Here is a 20427-nt window from a genome sequence, read left to right as displayed (position 1 = left end):
GCCGCCGGATGCGGCACGTTTGTGCGCTCGCAGGTAATAGCGGGAAACAATCCGGATTGTCAGCCATAATATCAGCTGCAGTCGACCGGGGCAGTACGCCAAGGTAAATGGGCGGTCTGAAAGGTAAAAGTTACGTGAGATGGCACATTCAGCCACCTGATGCGTACCGCAGACTCTGCTAGAATCGGCAACTATTTCGTCTATCGTCAGCGCTAACATAGCAATATTGCTGCACAACAAGGAATGCAAATGAAGAAACTGCTCCCCCTTCTTATCGGACTGAGCCTGGGCGGCTTCAGTGCAATGAGCCAGGCAGAGAACCTGCTGCAGGTCTACAAACAGGCCAGGGAAAGTAACCCGGATCTGCGCAAAAGTGCTGCTGACCGCGACGCCGCATTCGAAAAGATCAATGAAGCGCGCAGCCCGCTGTTGCCGCAGCTCGGTTTAACCGCAGGTTACGATTACACCAACGGTTATCGTGACAGCAATGGCGTTAACAGCAACGTGACCAGCGGTTCGCTGGCATTGACGCAAACCCTCTTCGACATGTCGAAATGGCGCCAGCTGACGCTGCAGGAAAAGACCGCCGGCATCTCCGACGTCACCTTCCAGACCGCAGAGCAGTCGCTGATTCTCAACACCGCCACCGCTTACTTCAACGTGCTGAAAGCGATCGACACGCTGTCCTATACCCAGGCGCAGAAAGACGCGGTCTACCGCACGCTGGATCAAACCACCCAACGCTTCAACGTGGGCCTGGTGGCGATCACCGATGTGCAGAACGCCCGTTCGAACTATGATACCGTGCTGGCGGCCGAAGTCTCCGCTCGCAACGATCTGGATAACGCGCTGGAAACGCTGCGCCAGGTGACCGGGGCCTTCTACCCGGAGCTGGCCTCGTTGAATACCGATCGCTTCAGTACCCAGCGCCCGGAAGCGGTGAACAACCTGCTGAAAGAAGCGGAAGCGCGCAACCTGAGCCTGCTGTCCGCCCGTCTGAGCCAGGATCTGGCGCGTGAGCAAATCCGCGCAGCCCAAACTGGCTATATGCCGACGATTGACGTCAGCGCGTCGACCGGCATCAGCAATACCAAATACAATGGCTCCAACACCGGCGGCGCGAATGCCGCACGCTACAGCGACTCCGATGCGGGCCAAAATAAGGTCGGCATCAGCTTCAACCTGCCGCTATACAGCGGCGGCGCGACCAACTCGCAGGTCAAACAAGCGCAGTACGGCTTCGTCGGCGCCAGTGAGCAGTTGGAAAGCTCCCACCGCAGCGTGGTGCAGACCGTGCGTTCGTCGTTCAACAACGTTAACGCCTCGATCAGCAGCATCAACGCCTACAAACAGGCGGTGATCTCCGCGCAGAGCTCCCTGGACGCGATGGAAGCCGGTTATCAGGTCGGTACCCGCACCATCGTCGATGTGCTGGACGCCACCACCACCCTGTATAACGCCAAACGTCAACTGTCCGACGCGCGTTATACCTATCTGATCAACCAGCTGAACATCAAGTCGGCGCTCGGCACGCTGAACCAGAACGATCTGCTGCTGCTGAATGGCGCGTTGGGCAAACCGGTGTCGACCGCGCCTGACGCCGTCGCACCGCAAAACCGCGCGCAGGACGCCTATGCGGACGGTTATCAGGACAATGCGCCGATGCAACAAACCGCGGCGCCGGCACCGGCGGCCACTCGCGTATCCGCGCCGGCCGTTACCACCAGCCAACCGGCTCGCAACAGCGGCAACCCATTCCGTAACTGATACGCGCACGTTGATAAACACGGGGTCCGGCCTGCGCCGCGCCCCGTTTTTTTTTTGCCCCGATTTCCCCGCTTCTGCCCACCGCCTCACAGCCGCCGCTACACCAGGTGGTATCATCTTCACTCTCGTTTTCGCAGCCTGGATGAGGTTCGATGGACAACGATTCACGCTGGCAGCGGCTGATTAACGACGGTGAACTGCCGCCGCCGCTGCGCCCGACACAAGCCGTTTACGCCTCCTGGCTACGCTGCCGCAGCCTGATGCAGCCAGACGTTTGGCAGGCACCGCACCGCGCTCAGGGCGCCACCTTCGAATCGATTTGCCGCCGCAAGAACGATCTGCTGACGCTTGGCCAGGCGGCGCTGGAAGACGCCTGCGAATACATGGAGCCGCGACGTTGTCTGTTGCTGATCCTCGACGAGAGCGGCTGCACGCTGTGGCATTGCGGCGACGCCCAAACCTGGGAGCATTTGCAGCAACTGGGATTCGCCCCCGGCGCTTACTGGGCCGAGGGACAGATCGGCACCAATGCACCGGCGCTGGCGGCGGCGGAAGGCCACCCGGTACGGGTGAGCGGTGAAGAGCATGTGCGCCAGGCGCTGCACGGCTGGTCGTTCTGCGCCACGCCGGTCTACGACAACAGCGGCCGCCAACGCGGCTCGATCGCCCTGGGTTGCCTGCTGCCCGATTGCGCCGCCGGCGATCTGTCGCTGACGCTGGCCATCGCCCGCGAAATCGGTAACTCGCTGAACGCCGACGGCCTGCTGGCGGAATCCAACCGCCATCTGAATCAGCTTTACGGCCTGCTGGACGGCGTGGACGACGGCGTCATGGCCTGGGATCACCGCGGCTACCTGCAATACATCAACCAGCGCGCCGCCGGCCTGCTGAAGCTGGACGAACAGCAGAGCCAGGGCAAGCCGCTGACGCAGCTGTTGACGCTGCCCGTGCTGCTCAAGCGCGCCATCGCCGATCGCCAACCGCTGCAACACGTCGAAGTCACCTTCGAAAGTCAGCGACAATTTATCGCCGCCTTGCTGACGCTCAAGCCGATTTTCGACGGCGATCGCTGCAGTTTCATCGCCCTGCTGCACCCGCTCGAACGGCTGCGCCAGTATGTCAGCAGCCAGCTGGGGCGCGTCAGCCACAGCTTCGAACAGATGCCCTCCACCTCGCTGGAAATGCGGCGACTGATCCGTTACGGGCAGCAGGCGGCCAAAGGCCAGCATCCGATCCTGTTGCGCGGGGAAGAAGGCGTTGGCAAAGAGCTGCTCAGCCAGGCTATCCACAACGCCGGCGAACGCGCCGCCGGGCCGTATATCGCCCTCAACTGCCAGCTGCTGACGCAGGCGCAGGGGCTGCGTGAACTGTTGGGCAGCGACGCCAGCGAAGAAGAGGCGGGCCAGCTCAGTAAATTCGAATTGGCCAACGGCGGCACGCTGTACCTCGAACAGATCGAATACCTGCCGGCGGAGATGCAGTCGGCGCTACTGCAGGTGTTGAAAACCGGCGTGGTGATCCGCCTCAATTCCAGCCGGGTGATCCCGGTCGATGTGCGTGTGATCGCCGGCAGCGCCGCCGATCTGCCGCTGCTGGTGCAGCAAAACCGTTTCCGCCGCCAGCTATTTTACAGCCTGCAGGCGTTCGAAATCCTGATCCCGCCTCTGCGCCAGCGGCTGAGCGATATTCCGCTGCTGGTCAAACACCATTTGCGCACGCTGGAGCTGCATTTTCAGTGTCGCTTCCGGGTCGATGACGAGGTGATGGCCCAGTTGGCGCTTTATCTGTGGCCGGGCAACGATTTGGAACTGAAAGGGGTGGTGGAGCGCGCGGCAATGATTTGCCACGGCCACCACATCCAGTTGGCGGATCTGCCGGCGCACCTGCTCGGCCAGCCGTCGCTGCTGGAAAGCGATCCGCAGCCCGGCGCACCGCTGTTGACGCTGACGGACATGGAACGCCAGGCGATCCTGCGCGCGGCGACCGTCAGCCGTGGCCAGGTGACGGAGATGGCGCAGCTGCTGGGCATCGGCCGCACCACGCTGTGGCGGAAGATCAAACAGCACGGGATCGACATCCGCCAGTTCAAGCTGCGTGCCTAGTGGCTGAGCTGCAATACCCCGCGCGCGGCGTCCAGCATCGCCTTCTGCCCGCTGCGGGTTTTGCTCAGGCAATCCTGCATGCCGACCACCATCGGAATGCCCATCGCCTTCGCCAGAATGGCGCTGTGCGACAGGGCATTGCCGCCGCTCAGGCAGATGCCGAGCACCAGCCGCCTGTCGAGCATCACCACCTCCGAGGGCATCAGCTCGTCCATCACCAAGATTGACGGTTCTGCGAGCGCCATGGCCGGCAGCGGTAGCCCCTGCAGATGGCACAGCGTGCGGCGCAGCATGTCGCGCACGTCCAATTCGCGCGCCCGCATGTAGTCGTCATCCAGCTCACGGTACTCTTCGGCGATCGCCCCCAGCACCTGCCGCCAGGCCTGCTCGGCGCAGCACAGCTGCTGCGCGATGCGGGTGTAAGCCGCCTGCTGCAGATCCGGATCGTCCAGCAGCATGCTGTGGGCGCCGAAGATCGCCGCCTGCGGCTTGCCGATCAGCGTGCCGGTACGCTCCGCCAGCCGGTTCAGATCGCTCAGCGTGTGCTGTAGTGCCTCCCGCAGGCGTTGCTGTTCGCCCAACACCTCGTCCGCACCAATCCGTCGATCGACGGTTGGCGGCCAGAAGCTGTGGGCCTGGAACACGGGTCCGCTGGTGACGCTTTCCGCCACCGGGATACCGTGCAGCGAAGGCTGCTGCCGCTCGGAGACCGTCTCGCCGAAATGTTGTTCCGCCAGCGCTTTGAACGCCGCCAGCGCCTCGTCCGCCTGCGCACCGTCGGCAATCAGGCGAACGGTGTCGCCGTGACGAACCTGCAGCAGCGCCAGCTGATTGAGGCTGCGCGGATCGACGCACTGCCCCTGCTTCTCCAGCACCAGCTCGGCCTTGAACGGCGCCAGCGTCTCGACCAGCCGCGCCGCCGGGCGCGCATGCAGCCCGTGCGGGTTCTGCACCGTCCAGGTTACGCTTTTGCCCTGCGCCAGCGGCAAGGCCACGCTTTTCGCCGTCGGTGAAGCCTCACCCAGCTGTGCCTGCTTGGCCTGCAGCGCCCCCTGCGCCTCCGCCACCACCTGTTCCAGCGAAGCACCGGAGTTGGCGGCCACCACCGCCGCCAAGGTGCCTTCAACCAGCGGCGCCGCGCACAGCCGCGCTTTGGCGGCCAGGTCCGGGTCCAGCAGATCGAGCGCGGTTTCGGCACTGAGCAGCGCGCTGCCCAGATCCATCAGCACCAGAACGCCGTCGCCGTCGGCGACCGCTTCGATCGCCTCCATCACTTTGACCGCGTCGGTACCGATCGGGTGCTGCTCGTCATCCACGCCCGCCGCCAGCGCCAGTTTGCAGCCGTCGCCGCGCATCATCTGCCGCGCCAACTGCTCAACGCCGCGCGCCAGCAACGCGCTGTGCGAAACCACCACGATATTAATCATCTCGCCTCCTGCTAACTGCCGGCGACCTCGGCCAGCGTTTTCATCATCAACATCACCGAAGTGGCGCCGGGATCCTGGTGGCCGATGCTACGCTCGCCCAGGTAACTGGCCCGCCCTTTACGCGCCTGCATGGTAATGGTGCTCTCCACCGCCCGCTCGGCGCTGTCGGCGGCGCGCTGCAGCGCCTCCGCCACGCTCAGGTTCTGCTGCGCGGCCTGGCCGAGGCTTTCCACCACCGGCCACCAGACGTCGCACATGGTCTTGTCGCCCGGCTCCGCCTTACCGCGCATCACCACGCCTTCCACCCCTTCCTGCATCACCTGATGCAGCTCCACCAGATCCAGGCTTTGCTTGGCGTTCGCCGCCTGCGCCGCGCGGATGAAGAAGGTGCCGAACAGCGGACCGCTGGCGCCGCCCACGCTCGACAGCAGCGTCATACCCGTGTTTTTCAGGATAAAGCCGATATCCTTGTCCGCCACCGACGGCAGCTTTTCTACCACCTTATTGAAACCGCGATTCATGTTCAGACCGTGGTCGGCATCGCCGATCTCGGTGTCCAGTTGGGTGAGAAAATCGCGCTCCCGGCTGAATACTTCGCCGCAACGCATCAGCCAATCGACGACCTGTTGTTTGGTCAACGCCATAATTCCTCCTCAGCAACCCCAACGCAGCGCAGGCGTTTTCACCGGCGCATCCCACAAGGACAACAGCTCGTCGTCCACGTTCAACAACGTGATGGACACACCCTGCATATCAAGCGAGGTGCAATAAGAACCCACCAGGTTGCGTTCGATAATGATGCCCGCCTCGGCGCAACGCTCCGCCAATCGATGGTAGACGCCATACAGCTCGGACAGCGGCGTGGCACCCAGGTTATTGACCAACGCGATCACCCGATCGCCGCGCGTCAGCGGCTGCTTGGTCTGCATCTCGTCGCGCCACTCGCCCTGCTGACGATCCCAGACGCGGATCGTGCGCTGATAGTGGCCGTGGTCGATCAACGTATGGAACATGTCGTCCACCGCCGCGTTGAGCGTGGTGAACGTGCGGCGCGCAATGCCCGGCTCGCCGTGAATGCCGACGCCGAACTCCATCTCGTTCTCCGCCAGGGTGAACGACGGTTTGCCGGCGGCGGGGACGGTACAGGCACCCAGCGCAATGCCAATCGAATGCCCGTGGTTGTTGATGCGATGCCCCAGCGTCACCACGCTGTCCAGATCGTCGCCGCGCGCTGCGGCGGCGCCCAGCAGTTTCTCCATCAGCACGGTGTTGGCCACCCCGCGTCGCCCAGCAGTGAACAGGCTGTCTTTGACCGCCACGTCGTCATCCACCAGCACCGTCGCCACCGCGACGCCGCTGTCGTGCAGCAGTTCGGTGGCGGTTTCGAAGTTGAGCACGTCGCCGGTGTAGTTCTTAATCAGCAGCAACACGCCGGCGCCGCCGTCGATCGCCTGACCGCACTCGTACATTTTATCCGGCGTCGGCGAGGTGAAAATCTCGCCCGGACAGGCGCCGTCGAGCATCCCTTCGCCGACGAAACCGCAGTGCATCGGCTCGTGGCCGCTACCGCCGCCGGACAGGATCGCCACCTTGCCCGCCACCGGCGCGTCGGCGCGGGTCACGAACACCGGATCCGCGTGCACCAGCAACTCGGGATGGGCCTCCGCCAGCCCCTGCAACTGCTCTTCCAACACCGACTCGACCTGATTAATCAGTTTTTTCACGATGATTTCCTCTGTAAGCCCAGGGGCGCGGCGCACCGCGCCCCAACGGTATCAATGACGCTGCAGCCAGGCGGCGCCCAGCCTGTCCGCCGTCAGGATCGCCGCCTGCACGCCCGCAGGGGTGACCTTGAACGGCATGTTGTGAATGGTTTCGCCGGCGGCGCAACTGGCCTCGGCCACCGCCATCATCTTCGCCGTCGCGTCGCCGGTGACGCCCATCTGCGCCAGCGTGATCGGCAGGCCGATGTCATGGCAAAACGCCAACACGGTTTCAATCTGCGCCATCGGGCTGTTCTGCAATACCAGCTGCGCCAAGGTGCCGAACGCCACTTTTTCGCCGTGATACAGGTGGTGGCACTCTTCCAGCACGGTGAAACCGTTGTGAATGGCGTGCGCCGCCGCCAGCCCGCTACTCTCGAAGCCGATGCCGCTCAAATACGTATTGGCCTCAATAATGCGCTCCACCGCTTCCGTTACCACGCCGGCCTCGACCGCCAGCTTGGCCTTCACCCCTTCGGCCAGCAGCGTGTCATAGCACAGCCGCGCCAGACTGAGCGCCGCCAGCGTCGATTTGCCGCCGGCCATGCTGGTGGCCTGAGCGTCGAAGCAGGCCTGCGCCTCGAAATAGGTGGAAAGCGCGTCGCCCATGCCGGCGACCAACAGGCGCACCGGCGCGTTGGCGATGATGGAACTGTCCATCACCACCATATCTGGGTTGCGCGGGTAGATCAGGTATTCGGCGAATTCGCCCTGTTCGGTGTAGAGAACCGACAGCGCGCTGGTCGGCGCATCGGTGGAAGCAATGGTGGGAATGAGCACCACCGGCAGCTGTTGGTAGTGGGCGACGGCCTTGGCGGTGTCGAGCGTCTTACCACCGCCGACGCCGATCACTCCGCGGCAACCGTGGGCCTGCAGCTCGCGGCCGAGCCGGTCTATCTCTTTGCGGCAGCACTCGCCGTTGAAGCGGGCCGCGTGATGTTTCACGCCGTGCTGCTGCAGGCTGCCCATTAGGGTGTCGCCCGCCAGCTGCATCACGAAGTCGTCGGCGATCACCAGGTAATGATCGGCGAGGGATTTGGCGTATTCGCCGACGACGGCTAGCGCATTGGCGCCCTGAATGTATTTACCTGGTGACTGGATGATTCTCAACATAACCGGATCCTTGTAGGGAGTTGGCGATGGTAACGTTCAGATATCAGGTGATGACGCGCCGACTTCGCCGTCGGCTTGTTGTTGTGCTTCGACTATGAGCGCCTGCCATCCGCCTGGCGAGCTTCGCGATTTTTGTTCCATTATGGAACATCATCATAGCGATAACGTTTCATGATGAAACGCCAACGCGCGTTTTTTCGCCGCGAAAGCGAACTGGCGCACACCCCAACGTATAACTGCGTAAAGAGTGGATTCTACGGGCGTTTCAGCTTTAATTTTGACCATGTTTCCCCTATCCTTAGCGCCACTACTGGGAAAGGGCGAAAACAGCCCGCATGATGGGATTGATAACGATGAAACGGACAAAAAACATCAACCAAGAGACGTTCCGCAAATCCTGGCGCAGCTACCGTGTCGCGCCCGTGGCCTTGGCGATCAGCGCCGTCTTTATGCTGGCCGGCTGCGAGAAGAGCGATGAAACGGTCTCCCTGTATCAGAATGCCGATGACTGTTCGCGCGCTAATCCTTCAATGAGCGAGCAGTGCACCACCTCCTACAACAACGCCCTGCAAGAAGCGGCGAAAACCGCGCCGAAATACGCCACCCGCGAAGACTGCGTCGCCGAGTTCGGCGAAGCGCAGTGCACCCAAGCGCCGGCACAGGCCGGCATGGCGGCGGAATCGCAAAGCAGCGGCAGCTTCTGGATGCCGCTGATGGCGGGCTACATGATGGGCCGCCTGATGGGCGGTTCCGGCTTCGCGCAGCAGCCACTGTTCACTTCCAAGAACGCCGCCAGCCCGGCGAACGGCAAGTTTGTCGACGCCAGCGGCAAGAGCTACGGCCCGGCCACCGCCGGCGGCCGCACCATGACGGTGCCGAAAACCGCCATGGCGCCAAAGCCTGCGGTCACCAACACCGTGACCCGCGGTGGTTTCGGCGAGACCGTGGCCAAGCAGACCAGCATGCAGCGCAGCAGCGCCACTTCCAACTCCGGCTCTCGCAGCATGGGCGGTTGATGCATGAAACGTATTGCTATTACCGAGCGCCCGGACTGGCGTGAAAAAGCGACCGAGTTCGGTTTCCGTTTCCACACCATGTACGGCGAGCCGTACTGGTGTGAAGACGCCTATTACCAGTTCACGCTGGCGCAGATTGAAGAGATCGAAAACGCCACCGCCGAGCTGCACCAGATGTGCCTGCAGGTGGTGGAAAAGGTGGTCGGCAGCGATGAGCTGATGGCCAAGTTCTGCATTCCGAAACACACCTGGGAGTTCGTGCGCAGTTCCTGGCGCACCAACCAGCCGTCGCTGTATTCGCGTCTCGATCTGGCCTACGACGGCGTCAACCCGCCGAAGCTGCTGGAGAACAACGCCGATACGCCAACCTCGCTGTATGAGGCGGCCTTCTTCCAGTGGCTGTGGCTGGAAGACCAGATCAACGCCGGCAAGCTGGATCCGGAATCGGATCAGTACAACAGCCTGCAGGAGAAGCTGATCGAGCGTTTCGCCGAGCTGAAAGCGCATCACGGCTTCGGCCTGTTGCACCTGGCCTGCTGCCAGGACAGCGAAGAAGATCGCGGCACGGTGCAATATCTGCAGGACTGCGCGCAGGAAGCCGGTCTGCCGACCGAGTTCCTGTTCATGGAAGAGATTGGCCTCGGCGAGAAAGGCCAGTTTACCGATCTGCAGGATCAGGTGATCGGCAACCTGTTCAAGCTCTACCCGTGGGAATTCATGCTGCGCGAGATGTTCTCCACCAAGCTCGAAGACGCCGGCGTGCGCTGGCTGGAGCCGGCCTGGAAGAGCATCATCTCCAACAAGGCGCTGCTGCCGCTGCTGTGGGAAATGTTCCCGAACCACCCGAATCTGTTGCCGGCTTATTTCGCGCAAGACGATCATCCGCCGATGGATCATTACGTCACCAAGCCGCTGTTCTCACGCGAAGGCGCCAATATCCAGATCGTCGAAAACGGTCAGGAAGTGGCGCGCGTCGATGGGCCGTACGGTGAAGAAGGCATGATCGTGCAGCAGTTCCATCCGCTGCCGAAGTTCGAAGACAGCTACACGCTGATCGGCAGCTGGCTGGTGAACGATCAACCCTGCGGCATCGGCCTGCGCGAAGATCGCGAACTGATCACGCAGGATCTGTCGCGCTTCTATCCGCACACCATCCTCGGCTGATCGCCCCGCTGAAGACAAAAACGCCAGTCTCTGACCGGCGTTTTTTCTTTACCCCACCTGCACCGACAGCATGCTCAGCGCCCCCATTTCGATACCGTCGATCGGCACGCTGATGGCCTCTTTTCCATCCCAGCCGCCAAGCACGTACAGCAATGGCAGATAGTGTTCCGGCGTCGGATTCGACAACGCCGCGCCCTCATGGCGCATGAAATCCACCAGCGGGTGGTTGTCGCCCCGATAGCGCAGGTTATCCCGGACAAAGTTATTGAACGATTCCGCCCACGGGTAGGCGCTGGTATCGCCCTGCCATTTCACCATGCGCAGGTTGTGTACCACGTTGCCGCTGGCGACGATCATCACCCCCTCATCGCGCAGCGCCGCCAGTTTACGGCCCAGCTCATAGTGATAGGCTGCCGGCTGCGTGCCGTCGACGCTGAGCTGCACCACCGGGATATCGGCATTGGGATACATCTTGATCAATACGCCCCAAGTACCGTGATCCAACCCCCACTCACCGAGATCGGCCGTCACCGGCACCGGCGCCAGAATGTGCTGCAGCTGCGTGGCCAGCGCGGGAGAGCCCGGCGCCGGATAACGGGTATCAAACAGCGCCTGCGGGAACCCGCCGAAGTCGTGAATGGTTTTGGGTTTTTCCATCGCGGTGACCGCAGTGCCGCGGGTGTACCAATGCGCAGAAACCGCCACGATCGCCTTCGGACGCGGCAATGACTCACCCAACGCACGCCATGCCCGGGTGTAACGGTTGTCTTCCAGCACGTTCATCGGGCTACCGTGGCCAAGAAACAGTGCAGGCATACGAGAGGTGTTCATAGGGGGATCCTTAGTTCAAATTGTGCTATGGCGTTACATTACGCGCTTTGCCGCAGCAACACAGCCGGATAACCGTGATGATGATATTCAATAAATTTGAATTAAAAAGCACAAAAATGCACCGGCCAACAGAAAGTTAAAAAATACATACTTTTCAATTAATTAATAAATTCTGTGAATACCATGGCATTACTGCCACACAGATCTAATTTGTGAACAATTTATGTATTTTTTGTTAACACAGTCGATACACTCCTCTTTCAGTCGACAGGGTGTTGGCAGCCCGTCGGCGCTACGGGAATCACGTCTCACCAAGGAGGAATTCATGTTCAGACTCACACTGGCAACCCGCCTGGCGCTTTCCATGACCTTGTTCGCCACGGGGGCAGTCGCCGCCGACGCGGTGGACAACGCGCCGCTGACGCAGCGCGAAGACCCTTACTTCCTTCAGGCGCAAGCCCAGCTGCAACAGCGGCTGAAGCAGACGCCAAACACCAACCGTGCCAAAAACGTCATTCTGGTGGTCGGCGACGGCATGGGATTTTCCACCGTGACCGCCGCCCGCATTTTTGAAGGGCAGCAGCGCGGCGTGGACGGTGAGTCCAACGTGCTGGCCTGGGAGGCCTTCCCCTATCTGGCGGCGGCCAAAACCTATTCCGCCGACGCCCAAATCACCGACTCCGCGCCCAGCGCGGTGGCAATGACCACCGGCGTCAAAACCATCAACGATCTGATGGGCCTCAACCATACGGCCACCCTCAACAATTGCGATGACCAGCAAACCAAGGCCGTCACCACGCTGTGGGAGATGGCCGCAACGCTCGGCATGGCCACCGGCGCCGTGACGACCGCGACCATCACCCACGCCACGCCGGGCGCCACCTATGCCCATATCGCCAACCGCGACTGGGAATCTGACGCCAAAATGCCGGCAGATGCTCTGGCCGCAGGCTGCCGCGACATCGCGCGCCAGCTGGTGGAAATGAAGTACGGCAACGGGCTGAACGTGGCGATGGGCGGTGGGCGCGCCAACTTCCTGCCCGACAGCGTGAGCGATCCGGAATATCCCGCCAAAACAGGCGCCAGAAAGGATGGCCGCGACCTGACGCAGGCCTGGCTGCAGCGCTACGGCGAGCGTGGGCAATACGTATGGAATCAGGCACAGTTCGATAAAATCGAGCCGGGTAAGGTCGACCACCTGTTAGCCCTGTTCGAGCCATCACACATGAACTTCGAGCACGATCGACGGCAAGACGCGGCGGGAGAACCTTCACTGGCAGAGATGACCGGCAAGGCCATCGATATTCTGGCCAGGAATCCCGAAGGCTATCTGTTGCTGGTAGAAGGCGGGCGCGTCGATCACGGCAGCCATAACGGCAACGCCTACCGCACGCTGAGCGACGCGGTCGCCCTGAACGAGGCGGTGAAAACCATCGTCGGCAAGGTCAACCTGGACGAAACGCTGGTGATCGTGACCGGCGATCACAGCCACACGCTGACCATCGCCGGCTATGCCAAGCGCGGCAATCCTATCCTCGGCATTTCCGTCGGCGTCGACGGTAAACCTCGGCTGGGCAGCGACGGCAAGCCCTACACCACCCTCGGTTTCGCCAACGGTCCCGGCGGCACAATCCCGCTGGCCGAGCGCCCGGCATTGACCATGGAGCAAACCACCGCGCCCGACTTTATTCAGCCGGCGCTGGTGCCGCTAAAAAGCGAGACGCACGGCGGGGAAGATCTCGGCATCTACGCCATCGGCCCCTGGGCGCATCTGTTCCAGGGTACGGTTGAGGAGAACTACACCTTCCACGTGATGAATTACGCCAGCCGCATCGGCGAACGCCTGTCAGAGCGGTAGCCACAAAAAAAGCCGCGTAACGCGGCTTTTTTATCGTTGAAAGCGGCCGGCTATCAGCTGGCTTTTTTCTCGTGCGCCTGGCGGTAGGCCACCAGATCTTCGATGGTCAGCACCACCATGTCGTGCTGTTTGGCGAAGGTAATCACTTCCGGCGCATGCGCCATGCTGCCGTCGTCATTGGTCAGTTCACACAGTACGCCGGCAGGTTTGAAACCGGCCATGGAGACCAGATCGATGGTCGCTTCGGTGTGGCCGCGACGGCTCAGCACGCCGCCCGGCTGCGCACGCAGCGGGAACACGTGGCCCGGACGGTTCAGGTCGCTCGGCTTGGCGCTGTCTGCCACCGCCGCGCGGATGGTGGTCAGGCGATCGGAAGCGGAAACCCCGGTGGTCACGCCCTGCGCCGCTTCGATGGTCACGGTAAAGGCGGTCTGGAACTGGCTGGAGTTGTTGGTCACCATCATCGGCAGTTCAAGCTGCTGACGGCGTTCTTCGGTGATGCACAGGCACACGATACCGCTGCCGTGGCGAATGGTCAGCGCCATCTGCTCAACGGTCATGGTTTCCGCGGCGAAGATCATATCACCTTCGTTTTCACGATTTTCATCATCGAGCACCATTACGCCGCGCCCGTTGCGCAGTGCGTCAATCGCGCGTTCAACGCGTTCTGTCGGCGTGCCGAAGTCTGAAAGTAGCGTCTGATTCATGGTAAAAAACCTCATTAAAAATTATGGATTACCAGAACCAGGGCGATCTTGAGGAGTAGCTAGCAATAGCTAAAAAAATAACGCAAGCGGGCGCATGCCCGGCAGATACCGTTACTCTCTCCCATCCGGACTATAACCGTCGGCCCCGGAATTACACCGGATCTGCTGACCTCTAACCGGCCTTTACAGGCTGGCTGAGCGCTCGCGGGCTTTCACCGTAGAAGGTGATTTACCGCCGGTGGGGACTTTCACCCCGCCCTGAGAATAAGCAAGATGACTATAACGCTAATGGATAGACAGGGCAATTGGCAAAAGCACAATTCGGCCACGCGCGGCGAATGCGCTTAATGGTGTTTATCCGGCGGGCAACTCGCATTACACTAAGCGGCAGCTATTAAACTCTGAAAGGGATACGCCATGATTGACCCGAAAAAAATCGAACAAATCGCACGCCAGGTTCATGAGTCCATGCCTAAAGGCGTTCGTGAATTCGGGGAAGACGTTGAGAAAAAAATCCGTCAGGTCCTGCAATCGCAGTTGACCCGCCTGGATTTGGTTAACCGCGAAGAGTTCGACGTGCAGACTCAGGTGCTGTTGCGCACCCGCGAGAAGCTGGCGCTGTTGGAACAGCGCATGGCCGAGCTGGAAAGCAAACTGAGCACGGCGCCGGCAGCCAAGCAGGAAGACGAATAATTCCCGCGAAGGGCGCGCACCTGTATGAACCGCGCGCCCTTGTTCTTTAGATTACCCGGCGTTAGCCGCGCCCGTCTTTAATCGCTTTGATGATGTTGGTGGTCGACAGGCCGTCTTCAAAGTTCAACACTTTGACATCGCCGCCGTTGGCCCACACTTCCGCACTGCCGGCAATCTCTTCCGGTTTGTAATCGCCGCCTTTCACCAGCAGATCCGGCAGAATGTCGGCGATCAAGCGCTGCGGCGTGTCCTCTTCGAACGGCACCACCCAATCCACCGCTTCCAGCGCGCCCAGTACAATCATGCGGTTCTCCAGCGCGTTGACCGGGCGTGTTTCCCCTTTCAGGCGCTTGGTCGACGCATCGCTGTTCACCGCCACGATCAGGCGATCGCCCAGCTTGCGGGCGTTGGCCAGATAAGAGACGTGGCCGGCATGCAAAATGTCGAAGATGCCGTTGGTCATCACCACTTTTTCGCCGCGCTGACGCGCCTGCGCGACGGCATGCTTCAACTGCGCTTCGGTCATCACGCCAAAACCGGTCTCGGCGCGGCCGCGCACCGCGTTTTCCAGCTCGATCGGCGACACGGTGGAGGTACCGAGCTTGCCCACCACCACGCCGGCGGCAGCGTTGGCCAGGAAACAGGACTCTTCCAGCGAGTTACCGGCGGCCAGCGAGGCGGCCAGCACGCCGATCACGGTGTCGCCGGCGCCGGTCACATCAAACACTTCCTGCGCCTGGGTCGGCAAGTGCAGCGGTTCAACGCCCGGCTGCAACAGCGTCATGCCGTGTTCTGAACGGGTAACCAGCAGCGCCGACAGCTCGAAATCCGCCACCAGCTTCATGCCGCGTTCCACCAATTCCGCTTCATCCTTGCAGTGGCCCACCACCGCTTCGAACTCGGACAGGTTCGGCGTCAGCAGCGTCGCGCCGCGATAGCGCTCGAAATCGGACCCTTTCGGATCGATCAGCACCGGCACCTTGGCGGCGCGCGCCAGTTGGATCATGCCCTGCACCTGGCTGAGCGCGCCCTTGGCGTAATCGGACAGCACCAGCGCGCCGATCTGCGGCAGCGCCTGCTGAATACGCTCCAGCATCGGCTGTGGATCAACGTTGGAGAAGCCTTCTTCGAAGTCGAGACGGATCAGTTGCTGGTTGCGGGACAGCACGCGCAGCTTGGTGATGGTCGGATGGGTCGGCACCGAGACGAAGTCGCAGCGCACGTTGACTTCATTCAGCTTGGCGCTCAGCGCCCGCGCCGCATCGTCGATGCCGGTCAGGCCCACCAGACGGGAAGTGGCGCCCAGCGAAGCGATGTTCATCGCCACGTTAGCCGCGCCGCCGGGACGCTCTTCGATGGTATCGACCTTGACCACCGGCACCGGGGCTTCCGGTGAAATGCGGCTGGTCGGCCCATACCAATAGCGATCCAACATGACGTCACCGACCACCAGCACACCGGCGCGGCGAAAATCAGGCAGCGTAACTTTCATCCGATAACTCCAAAAAAGAACAAAATTTTAGTGGCGCAGATATTACCACAGACCGCCGGAATACCCGCAAAAAGGTATTAATCCAGCCATTTGGCCCAGCTGGCGCGTACCTGTTCGCGCTCGGCGGCAAACAGCCCGCTGCCGACCTTGCCGGAATGCTCCTGCAGCGCCAGGTGGTGGATCTCGTCGCGCATGGTGACATAGGCCTGGGTCAGCGTGCGCGCTTCCTCTTCCGGCATGATGTCGTAATTGGCCATCAGCTCGAAGATGCGCACGTTGTCCGACCAACGCGTCAGGCGCGGTTCACCCGGCGCATAGCGTAAGACCAGATATTGGGCGATAAATTCGATGTCGGTTATGCCGCCCTCATCGGTTTTGATATCAAACAGATCGCGCTGCTTGCTGCCGAGATGGTTGCGCATCTTTTCGCGCATCTCGCGGACTTCGCGCTTCAGGGTCTCCACATCGCGCGTTTTGCACAGGATCTCGCGCCGGATTGCGTCGAACTGCTGATGCAGCGCCGGGTCGCCGTGCACGATGCGCGCGCGCACCAGGGCCTGATGCTCCCAGGTCCAGGCTTCGTTTTGCTGGTAGTCGGCGAACGCCTCGACGGTGCTGACCAGCATCCCCGCCGCGCCGGAAGGCCGCAGGCGCGCGTCCACCTCATACAGAATGCCGGAGGAGGTGCGAGTGCTGAACAGATGCATCACCCGTTGCGCCAGCCGCAGGTAGAACTGACGGCCGTCGATGCAGCGATCGCCGTCGGTCATCACTTCCGGCGGGCAATCCAACAGGAACACCAGATCGAGGTCGGAACTGTAACCCAGCTCCCAGCCGCCCAGTTTGCCGTAGCCGATCACCGCAAAGCCGCGCCCTTCGCGTTCCTGCAGATGGGTCGGCTGGCCGTAGCGCGCCACCATGTCGCTCCAGGCCTGTTGCACCACCGCGTCGATGATCGCCTCCGCCAGATAAGTCAGGTGATCGCTGACTTTCATCACCGGCAGCGCGCCGGCGATATCCGCCGCGGCGATGCGCAGCTGCTGCGCCTGTTTGAACTGACGCAGCGCCTCCAGCTTTTGCTCTTCGTCGTCTTCCGGCACCCGCAGCAGATACTGGCGCAGCTCGCTGCGGTAGGCGTCCAGCGCTACCGGCTGATACAGCGTGGCCGGATCCAGCAGCTCGTCCAGCAACAGCGGGTAACGCGACAGCTGGTTGGCGACCATCGGCGACGCGGCGCACAGGCGGATCAGATGGCTGAGCGCCGCGTGATACTCCACCAGCAGCTCGAGGTAGGTGGTGCGGGTGACGATGCTGAGCAGCAGCTGCGCCAGCCGCACCAGCGCGGTCGGCGCGTCCTGGCGCGGGCACACCTCCGCCAGCAGGCGCGGCATCAGCTGATCGAGCACGTCGCGGCCGCGCGGGCCGATGGTGCGCTTGTCGACGTCGTGGCGGAAATCGGCGATGGTGCGCAGCATCTGTCGGCGCCCCTCTTCATCGAGGTGCGGCGTCAGCGGCGCCAGCTCGTTCTCCTCCAGCGCGTCCTGCCACAGGCTGTGGTAGTGCTGGTAATCGGGATCTTCGCCGACATCCGGGCTATCGTCGCCGATCAGGTCGTCGAACACCGCGCGCACCGCCTGCATGTGCGCGTCCAGCGCCGCCATCAGCGCCGGCCAATCCGCCAATCCCATGCCGTAGGCCAACCGCGCCTGATCGAGTGCCTCCTGCGGCAGCGTCTGGGTTTGCTGATCGCCGATCGCCTGCAGCAAGTTCTCCAACCGCCGCAGGAACAGGTAGGCGGCGCTCAGCGCCCGCACCTGCTCGGCCTCCAGCAGCCCCAGCTCACCCACCGCCTGCAGCGTCGGCAGCAGCGAACGCCCCTGCAGCGCCGGCTCGCGGCCGCCGCGGATCAGCTGGAATACCTGGGTGATGAATTCGATTTCGCGAATGCCGCCGGCGCCCAGCTTGATGTTGTCCTTCAGACCGCGCCGCCGTACTTCACGGGCGATCATGCCCTTCATGTTGCGCAGCGACTGGATGACGCTGAAATCGATGTAGCGGCGGAACACGAACGGCCGCAGGGTTTTGCGCAGCTCCTGGCTGTAGGCGTCTTCCGCCCCGCCCATCAGGCGCGCCTTCACCATCGCATAGCGCTCCCAGTCGCGCCCCTGCTCCTGATAATAATCTTCCAGCGCCGCGAAGCTCATCACCAACGGGCCGCTGTCGCCGAACGGCCGCAGCCGCATGTCGACGCGATAGACGAAGCCGTCGATGGTCTGTTGATCCAGCGCCTTGATCAGCCGCTGGCCGAGGCGGGTGAAGAACTGGGCATTGTCCAACTCGCGCCTTCCACCCTGGGTCTGGCCGTTTTCCGGGTAGGCGAAGATCAGATCGATATCCGACGAGAAGTTCAGTTCGCCGCCGCCCAGCTTGCCCATGCCGAGGATCAGCAGCGGCTGCGGTTCGCCGGCGGCGTTGCACGGCGTGCCCCACTCGCGGCAGCAGGTTTGGTACAGCCAGTCGCGGGCGCTGACGATCAGCGTCTCCGCCAGCCCGCTCAGCTGCAGCAGCGTTTCTTCGGTCGAACACAGCCCCTGCGCCTGCGCCCAGGCGATACGCACCAGCGTCTCGCGGCGAAACAGGCGCAGCGTGCGCATCAGCTGCGCTTCATCACGCACCTCTTCCAGCTCGTCCTGCAGCCAGGCGGCATAGTGTTGCCACTCGCCGGGCGCCGGCGGCTGCTCGCGCAGCGTCGCGAGCCAGGCCGGCTGGGCGAGCAGCGCGTCGCTGACGAAGTCGCTCGACGCCAGCACCCACTGCTCCTGCTCGCTAAAGGCGCTGTCCGCGCCGTGAACTTCCTGAAAACGCTGCACAACCTGCTGTGCCTGAGCCTGTAACGCGGCTGAAAGTGGCGACATAGTGTATGACCCGTTCTGCGGCCCACGGCTGGCGGGCCGACTGGATTAACGAAGCGCGCCGTTTAACCAGAATGGCGCATGCGATAAGGCCTGTTTGCGGCTGGCTTCATACCAGCCCTGGCGGCGCTCGCTCAGCGCCGCCTGCAACTCGCGCCAGGCGTCGATATAAGGCCCGGTCTGCTCGTCGGGGTAAGCGCCCGACAGCAGGATCAGCGCCGAAATCTGACGCGTCAGGCGCGGCAATTGTTCCTGATATTCATCTTCGTTCAGGGTACGGCTGAAGGCTTCTTTCAGCTCCGCGCCGCTGCGCCCCAGCATGATGTCGCTAAAGCGTTTGAAAGAACCGTCCAGCTTGGTCTGCCCTTTGGCATCGATAAACGGCCTCCAGGCGCCGCTCACCAGCCATGATGTGAGCGCCAACTTACATTGCAGGTAAGCTGTGCTGTAGCACAGGGTCTCTGGTTGCGCGGCTTTATCCGCCAACAATGGTTCGAGTTCGCTCAGACGGGCGCGCAGATCGGCGCTGGCCTTGCGCGGCACCAGGCCGCCGAAGATCACCAGCGCCTGGCGGATCGTGCCGACCGCTTCGATGACCGCCCCGCGCGCCTGCGCGTCGCCGCGCAGCCACAGCTCTTCATGGTACTGCCAGTGGTTCAGCGCCAGTTCGAAGGAGGCGATCATCCCCTGCTCCACGGTCGCCTTCGCCGCCGGCTTCAGCACCTGCAGCGAGCGCACCTCGCGCGGCGGATTGCCCTGCGCCAGGTGGTAACCACGCGCCGCCTTGCTCAGGCTGCCCTGACGCAGCCCATCGTGCGCCGCCAGCTCACCGGCCAATGCCAGCAGATCGGCGGTGTTGCCTTTCAGCAACTCCAGTTCTATCTCGCTCAGGGCTTCGCTGAGCTCACCGGCGCGCACCTCACCCTGATCCAGGCCAATCTCTATCTCACTTTGGCCGTAAGTAACCACCCACTTCTCACGCACAAAATCGGTACGGAACAGCGGTTGCAACGCCTGCTGCAGCGCCGCGATATCGCAATCCTGCGGCCAGATGTCGGCAGGAAACTGCGCCAGCGCCAGCTGCGGTTCGGCGATGGCGACATTGTATTCCGGGCGCTGGTGCAGGCCGGCCACCACTTTACCTGCGGTTTTGATGGTCATCTCATAGCGATCGTCGAAACCGCGAATGCGCAGCCCCATGTCGTGACGGCGCAGGAAGTTGTCGGCCGTTTCGAAGTAAATGTTGGTCAGTTTTTGCGGCGCGGAATGCTGATGCGGCCAGGCGGCGAGCCAGTGTGGCAGTGCGGCCACCGCTTGCGGCGCGGCGATGAATTTCAGTTCAATTTCAACGGTCATAATTCTTTAACACCAATAAGTTACGCATTCACGTCGGTTTCAGCGCGGCGCGCTCGGCCCGCCGTATGCTGCCCACTGACGCACAGTTGCCGTTATCTTACCGCGATTCCCGGCGCCTTAACCCTGCTAACTGTAGAAAAAACCTGTTACGTTATAAAACGCTGCGCAACTCACAGAATCAGCCACAGTAAGATAGTTCTCATTCCGGTTTTGGCGTTGCGTCGTC

The 20427-nt window shown here is 62.1% G+C and carries 15 protein-coding genes and 1 riboswitch; of the genes, 6 read left to right on the top strand and 9 right to left on the bottom strand.

The window, feature by feature from the left end:
- Window positions 1-249: 249 nt before the first annotated feature.
- Both hasF and dhaR read left to right on the top strand, forming a co-directional pair.
- Window positions 250-1767 (top strand): multidrug efflux transporter outer membrane subunit HasF, encoded by a 1518-nt coding sequence (gene hasF / locus QMZ29_RS20770; protein WP_025304309.1) that lies wholly within the window; start codon window positions 250-252, stop codon window positions 1765-1767.
- 152 nt (window positions 1768-1919) lie between these two features.
- Window positions 1920-3869, top strand: coding sequence for a dihydroxyacetone kinase operon transcriptional regulator DhaR (gene dhaR / locus QMZ29_RS20765; RefSeq protein ID WP_261425137.1), 1950 nt, complete (start codon window positions 1920-1922; stop codon window positions 3867-3869).
- On the opposite strand, the gene dhaM is transcribed toward dhaR, so the two are convergent.
- Genes dhaM through QMZ29_RS20745 form a run of 4 tightly spaced genes read right to left on the bottom strand, consistent with a single transcriptional unit; the run spans window position 3866 to window position 8172 of the window.
- Complete coding sequence (gene dhaM, locus QMZ29_RS20760; protein ID WP_197836186.1) at window positions 3866-5296, bottom strand: dihydroxyacetone kinase phosphoryl donor subunit DhaM; 1431 nt, start codon at window positions 5294-5296, stop codon at window positions 3866-3868. The genes dhaR and dhaM overlap by 4 nt on opposite strands.
- An 11-nt stretch (window positions 5297-5307) precedes the next feature.
- Window positions 5308-5940: a dihydroxyacetone kinase subunit DhaL gene (dhaL, locus tag QMZ29_RS20755; RefSeq protein WP_060448049.1), complete on the bottom strand. Its 633-nt coding sequence runs from the start codon at window positions 5938-5940 to the stop codon at window positions 5308-5310.
- 9 nt (window positions 5941-5949) lie between these two features.
- Window positions 5950-7020, bottom strand: coding sequence for a dihydroxyacetone kinase subunit DhaK (gene dhaK / locus QMZ29_RS20750; protein WP_025304313.1), 1071 nt, complete (start codon window positions 7018-7020; stop codon window positions 5950-5952).
- Between the two features lie 51 nt (window positions 7021-7071).
- On the bottom strand, window positions 7072-8172 hold the full coding sequence (locus QMZ29_RS20745) for a glycerol dehydrogenase (RefSeq protein ID WP_049296259.1): 1101 nt from the start codon (window positions 8170-8172) through the stop codon (window positions 7072-7074).
- 353 nt (window positions 8173-8525) lie between these two features.
- Here QMZ29_RS20745 and QMZ29_RS20740 point away from each other — a divergent pair, with 353 nt between their 5' ends.
- Both QMZ29_RS20740 and QMZ29_RS20735 read left to right on the top strand, forming a co-directional pair.
- Window positions 8526-9188: a DUF1190 family protein gene (locus tag QMZ29_RS20740; RefSeq protein WP_025304315.1), complete on the top strand. Its 663-nt coding sequence runs from the start codon at window positions 8526-8528 to the stop codon at window positions 9186-9188.
- 3 nt (window positions 9189-9191) lie between these two features.
- Window positions 9192-10352, top strand: a complete 1161-nt coding sequence (locus tag QMZ29_RS20735) for a glutathionylspermidine synthase family protein (RefSeq protein WP_025304316.1) — start codon at window positions 9192-9194, stop codon at window positions 10350-10352.
- Between the two features lie 48 nt (window positions 10353-10400).
- Here the strand turns inward: QMZ29_RS20735 and ygiD are convergent, their stop codons facing one another.
- Window positions 10401-11183 carry a 4,5-DOPA-extradiol-dioxygenase gene (gene ygiD, locus QMZ29_RS20730; RefSeq protein WP_025304317.1) on the bottom strand — a complete coding sequence of 261 codons (783 nt, stop codon included), beginning with the start codon at window positions 11181-11183 and terminating at the stop codon, window positions 10401-10403.
- A gap of 325 nt (window positions 11184-11508) precedes the next feature.
- Here ygiD and QMZ29_RS20725 point away from each other — a divergent pair, with 325 nt between their 5' ends.
- Complete coding sequence (locus QMZ29_RS20725) at window positions 11509-13041, top strand: alkaline phosphatase (protein WP_261425133.1); 1533 nt, start codon at window positions 11509-11511, stop codon at window positions 13039-13041.
- A gap of 53 nt (window positions 13042-13094) precedes the next feature.
- Here the strand turns inward: QMZ29_RS20725 and ribB are convergent, their stop codons facing one another.
- Window positions 13095-13748 (bottom strand): 3,4-dihydroxy-2-butanone-4-phosphate synthase, encoded by a 654-nt coding sequence (ribB, locus tag QMZ29_RS20720; protein ID WP_004937218.1) that lies wholly within the window; start codon window positions 13746-13748, stop codon window positions 13095-13097.
- 109 nt (window positions 13749-13857) lie between these two features.
- Window positions 13858-14018, bottom strand: a riboswitch (FMN riboswitch).
- 147 nt (window positions 14019-14165) lie between these two features.
- On the opposite strand from ribB, the gene ubiK reads away from it, so the two are divergent.
- Entirely contained in the window at window positions 14166-14441 is a 276-nt protein-coding gene (gene ubiK / locus QMZ29_RS20715; protein WP_025304319.1) for a ubiquinone biosynthesis accessory factor UbiK, read from the top strand.
- A gap of 61 nt (window positions 14442-14502) precedes the next feature.
- Here the strand turns inward: ubiK and hldE are convergent, their stop codons facing one another.
- From hldE to QMZ29_RS20700, 3 genes are all read right to left on the bottom strand, one after another.
- Window positions 14503-15933 carry a bifunctional D-glycero-beta-D-manno-heptose-7-phosphate kinase/D-glycero-beta-D-manno-heptose 1-phosphate adenylyltransferase HldE gene (gene hldE, locus QMZ29_RS20710; RefSeq protein ID WP_019453075.1) on the bottom strand — a complete coding sequence of 477 codons (1431 nt, stop codon included), beginning with the start codon at window positions 15931-15933 and terminating at the stop codon, window positions 14503-14505.
- Window positions 15934-16010: 77 nt separating this feature from the next.
- Window positions 16011-18848 carry a bifunctional [glutamate--ammonia ligase]-adenylyl-L-tyrosine phosphorylase/[glutamate--ammonia-ligase] adenylyltransferase gene (gene glnE / locus QMZ29_RS20705; protein WP_261425132.1) on the bottom strand — a complete coding sequence of 946 codons (2838 nt, stop codon included), beginning with the start codon at window positions 18846-18848 and terminating at the stop codon, window positions 16011-16013.
- A 45-nt stretch (window positions 18849-18893) separates the two neighbouring features.
- Window positions 18894-20201, bottom strand: coding sequence for a CYTH domain-containing protein (locus QMZ29_RS20700; protein ID WP_261425130.1), 1308 nt, complete (start codon window positions 20199-20201; stop codon window positions 18894-18896).
- Window positions 20202-20427 lie beyond the last annotated feature (226 nt).

The organism is Serratia sp. PF-27, from assembly GCF_030053255.1.
Classification (GTDB): Bacteria; Pseudomonadota; Gammaproteobacteria; order Enterobacterales; family Enterobacteriaceae; genus Serratia; species Serratia bockelmannii.
The sequence above is the reverse complement of the archived record's forward strand: the minus strand, read 5'-3'. Positions and strand labels throughout refer to the sequence as shown.

Excerpts from the sequence above, each read along its gene's own strand:
- ygiD (WP_025304317.1), bottom strand. The coding sequence starts at position 11,183 with ATGAACACCTCTCGTATGCCTGCACTGTTTCTTGGCCACGGTAGCCCG.
- dhaL (WP_060448049.1), bottom strand. The coding sequence starts at position 5,940 with ATGGCGTTGACCAAACAACAGGTCGTCGATTGGCTGATGCGTTGCGGC.
- QMZ29_RS20735 (WP_025304316.1), top strand. The coding sequence starts at position 9,192 with ATGAAACGTATTGCTATTACCGAGCGCCCGGACTGGCGTGAAAAAGCG.
- QMZ29_RS20725 (WP_261425133.1), top strand. The coding sequence starts at position 11,509 with ATGTTCAGACTCACACTGGCAACCCGCCTGGCGCTTTCCATGACCTTG.
- QMZ29_RS20740 (WP_025304315.1), top strand. The coding sequence starts at position 8,526 with ATGAAACGGACAAAAAACATCAACCAAGAGACGTTCCGCAAATCCTGG.
- QMZ29_RS20745 (WP_049296259.1), bottom strand. The coding sequence starts at position 8,172 with ATGTTGAGAATCATCCAGTCACCAGGTAAATACATTCAGGGCGCCAAT.
- glnE (WP_261425132.1), bottom strand. The coding sequence starts at position 18,848 with ATGTCGCCACTTTCAGCCGCGTTACAGGCTCAGGCACAGCAGGTTGTG.
- dhaM (WP_197836186.1), bottom strand. The coding sequence starts at position 5,296 with ATGATTAATATCGTGGTGGTTTCGCACAGCGCGTTGCTGGCGCGCGGC.
- dhaR (WP_261425137.1), top strand. The coding sequence starts at position 1,920 with ATGGACAACGATTCACGCTGGCAGCGGCTGATTAACGACGGTGAACTG.
- QMZ29_RS20700 (WP_261425130.1), bottom strand. The coding sequence starts at position 20,201 with ATGACCGTTGAAATTGAACTGAAATTCATCGCCGCGCCGCAAGCGGTG.
- ribB (WP_004937218.1), bottom strand. The coding sequence starts at position 13,748 with ATGAATCAGACGCTACTTTCAGACTTCGGCACGCCGACAGAACGCGTT.
- hasF (WP_025304309.1), top strand. The coding sequence starts at position 250 with ATGAAGAAACTGCTCCCCCTTCTTATCGGACTGAGCCTGGGCGGCTTC.
- hldE (WP_019453075.1), bottom strand. The coding sequence starts at position 15,933 with ATGAAAGTTACGCTGCCTGATTTTCGCCGCGCCGGTGTGCTGGTGGTC.
- ubiK (WP_025304319.1), top strand. The coding sequence starts at position 14,166 with ATGATTGACCCGAAAAAAATCGAACAAATCGCACGCCAGGTTCATGAG.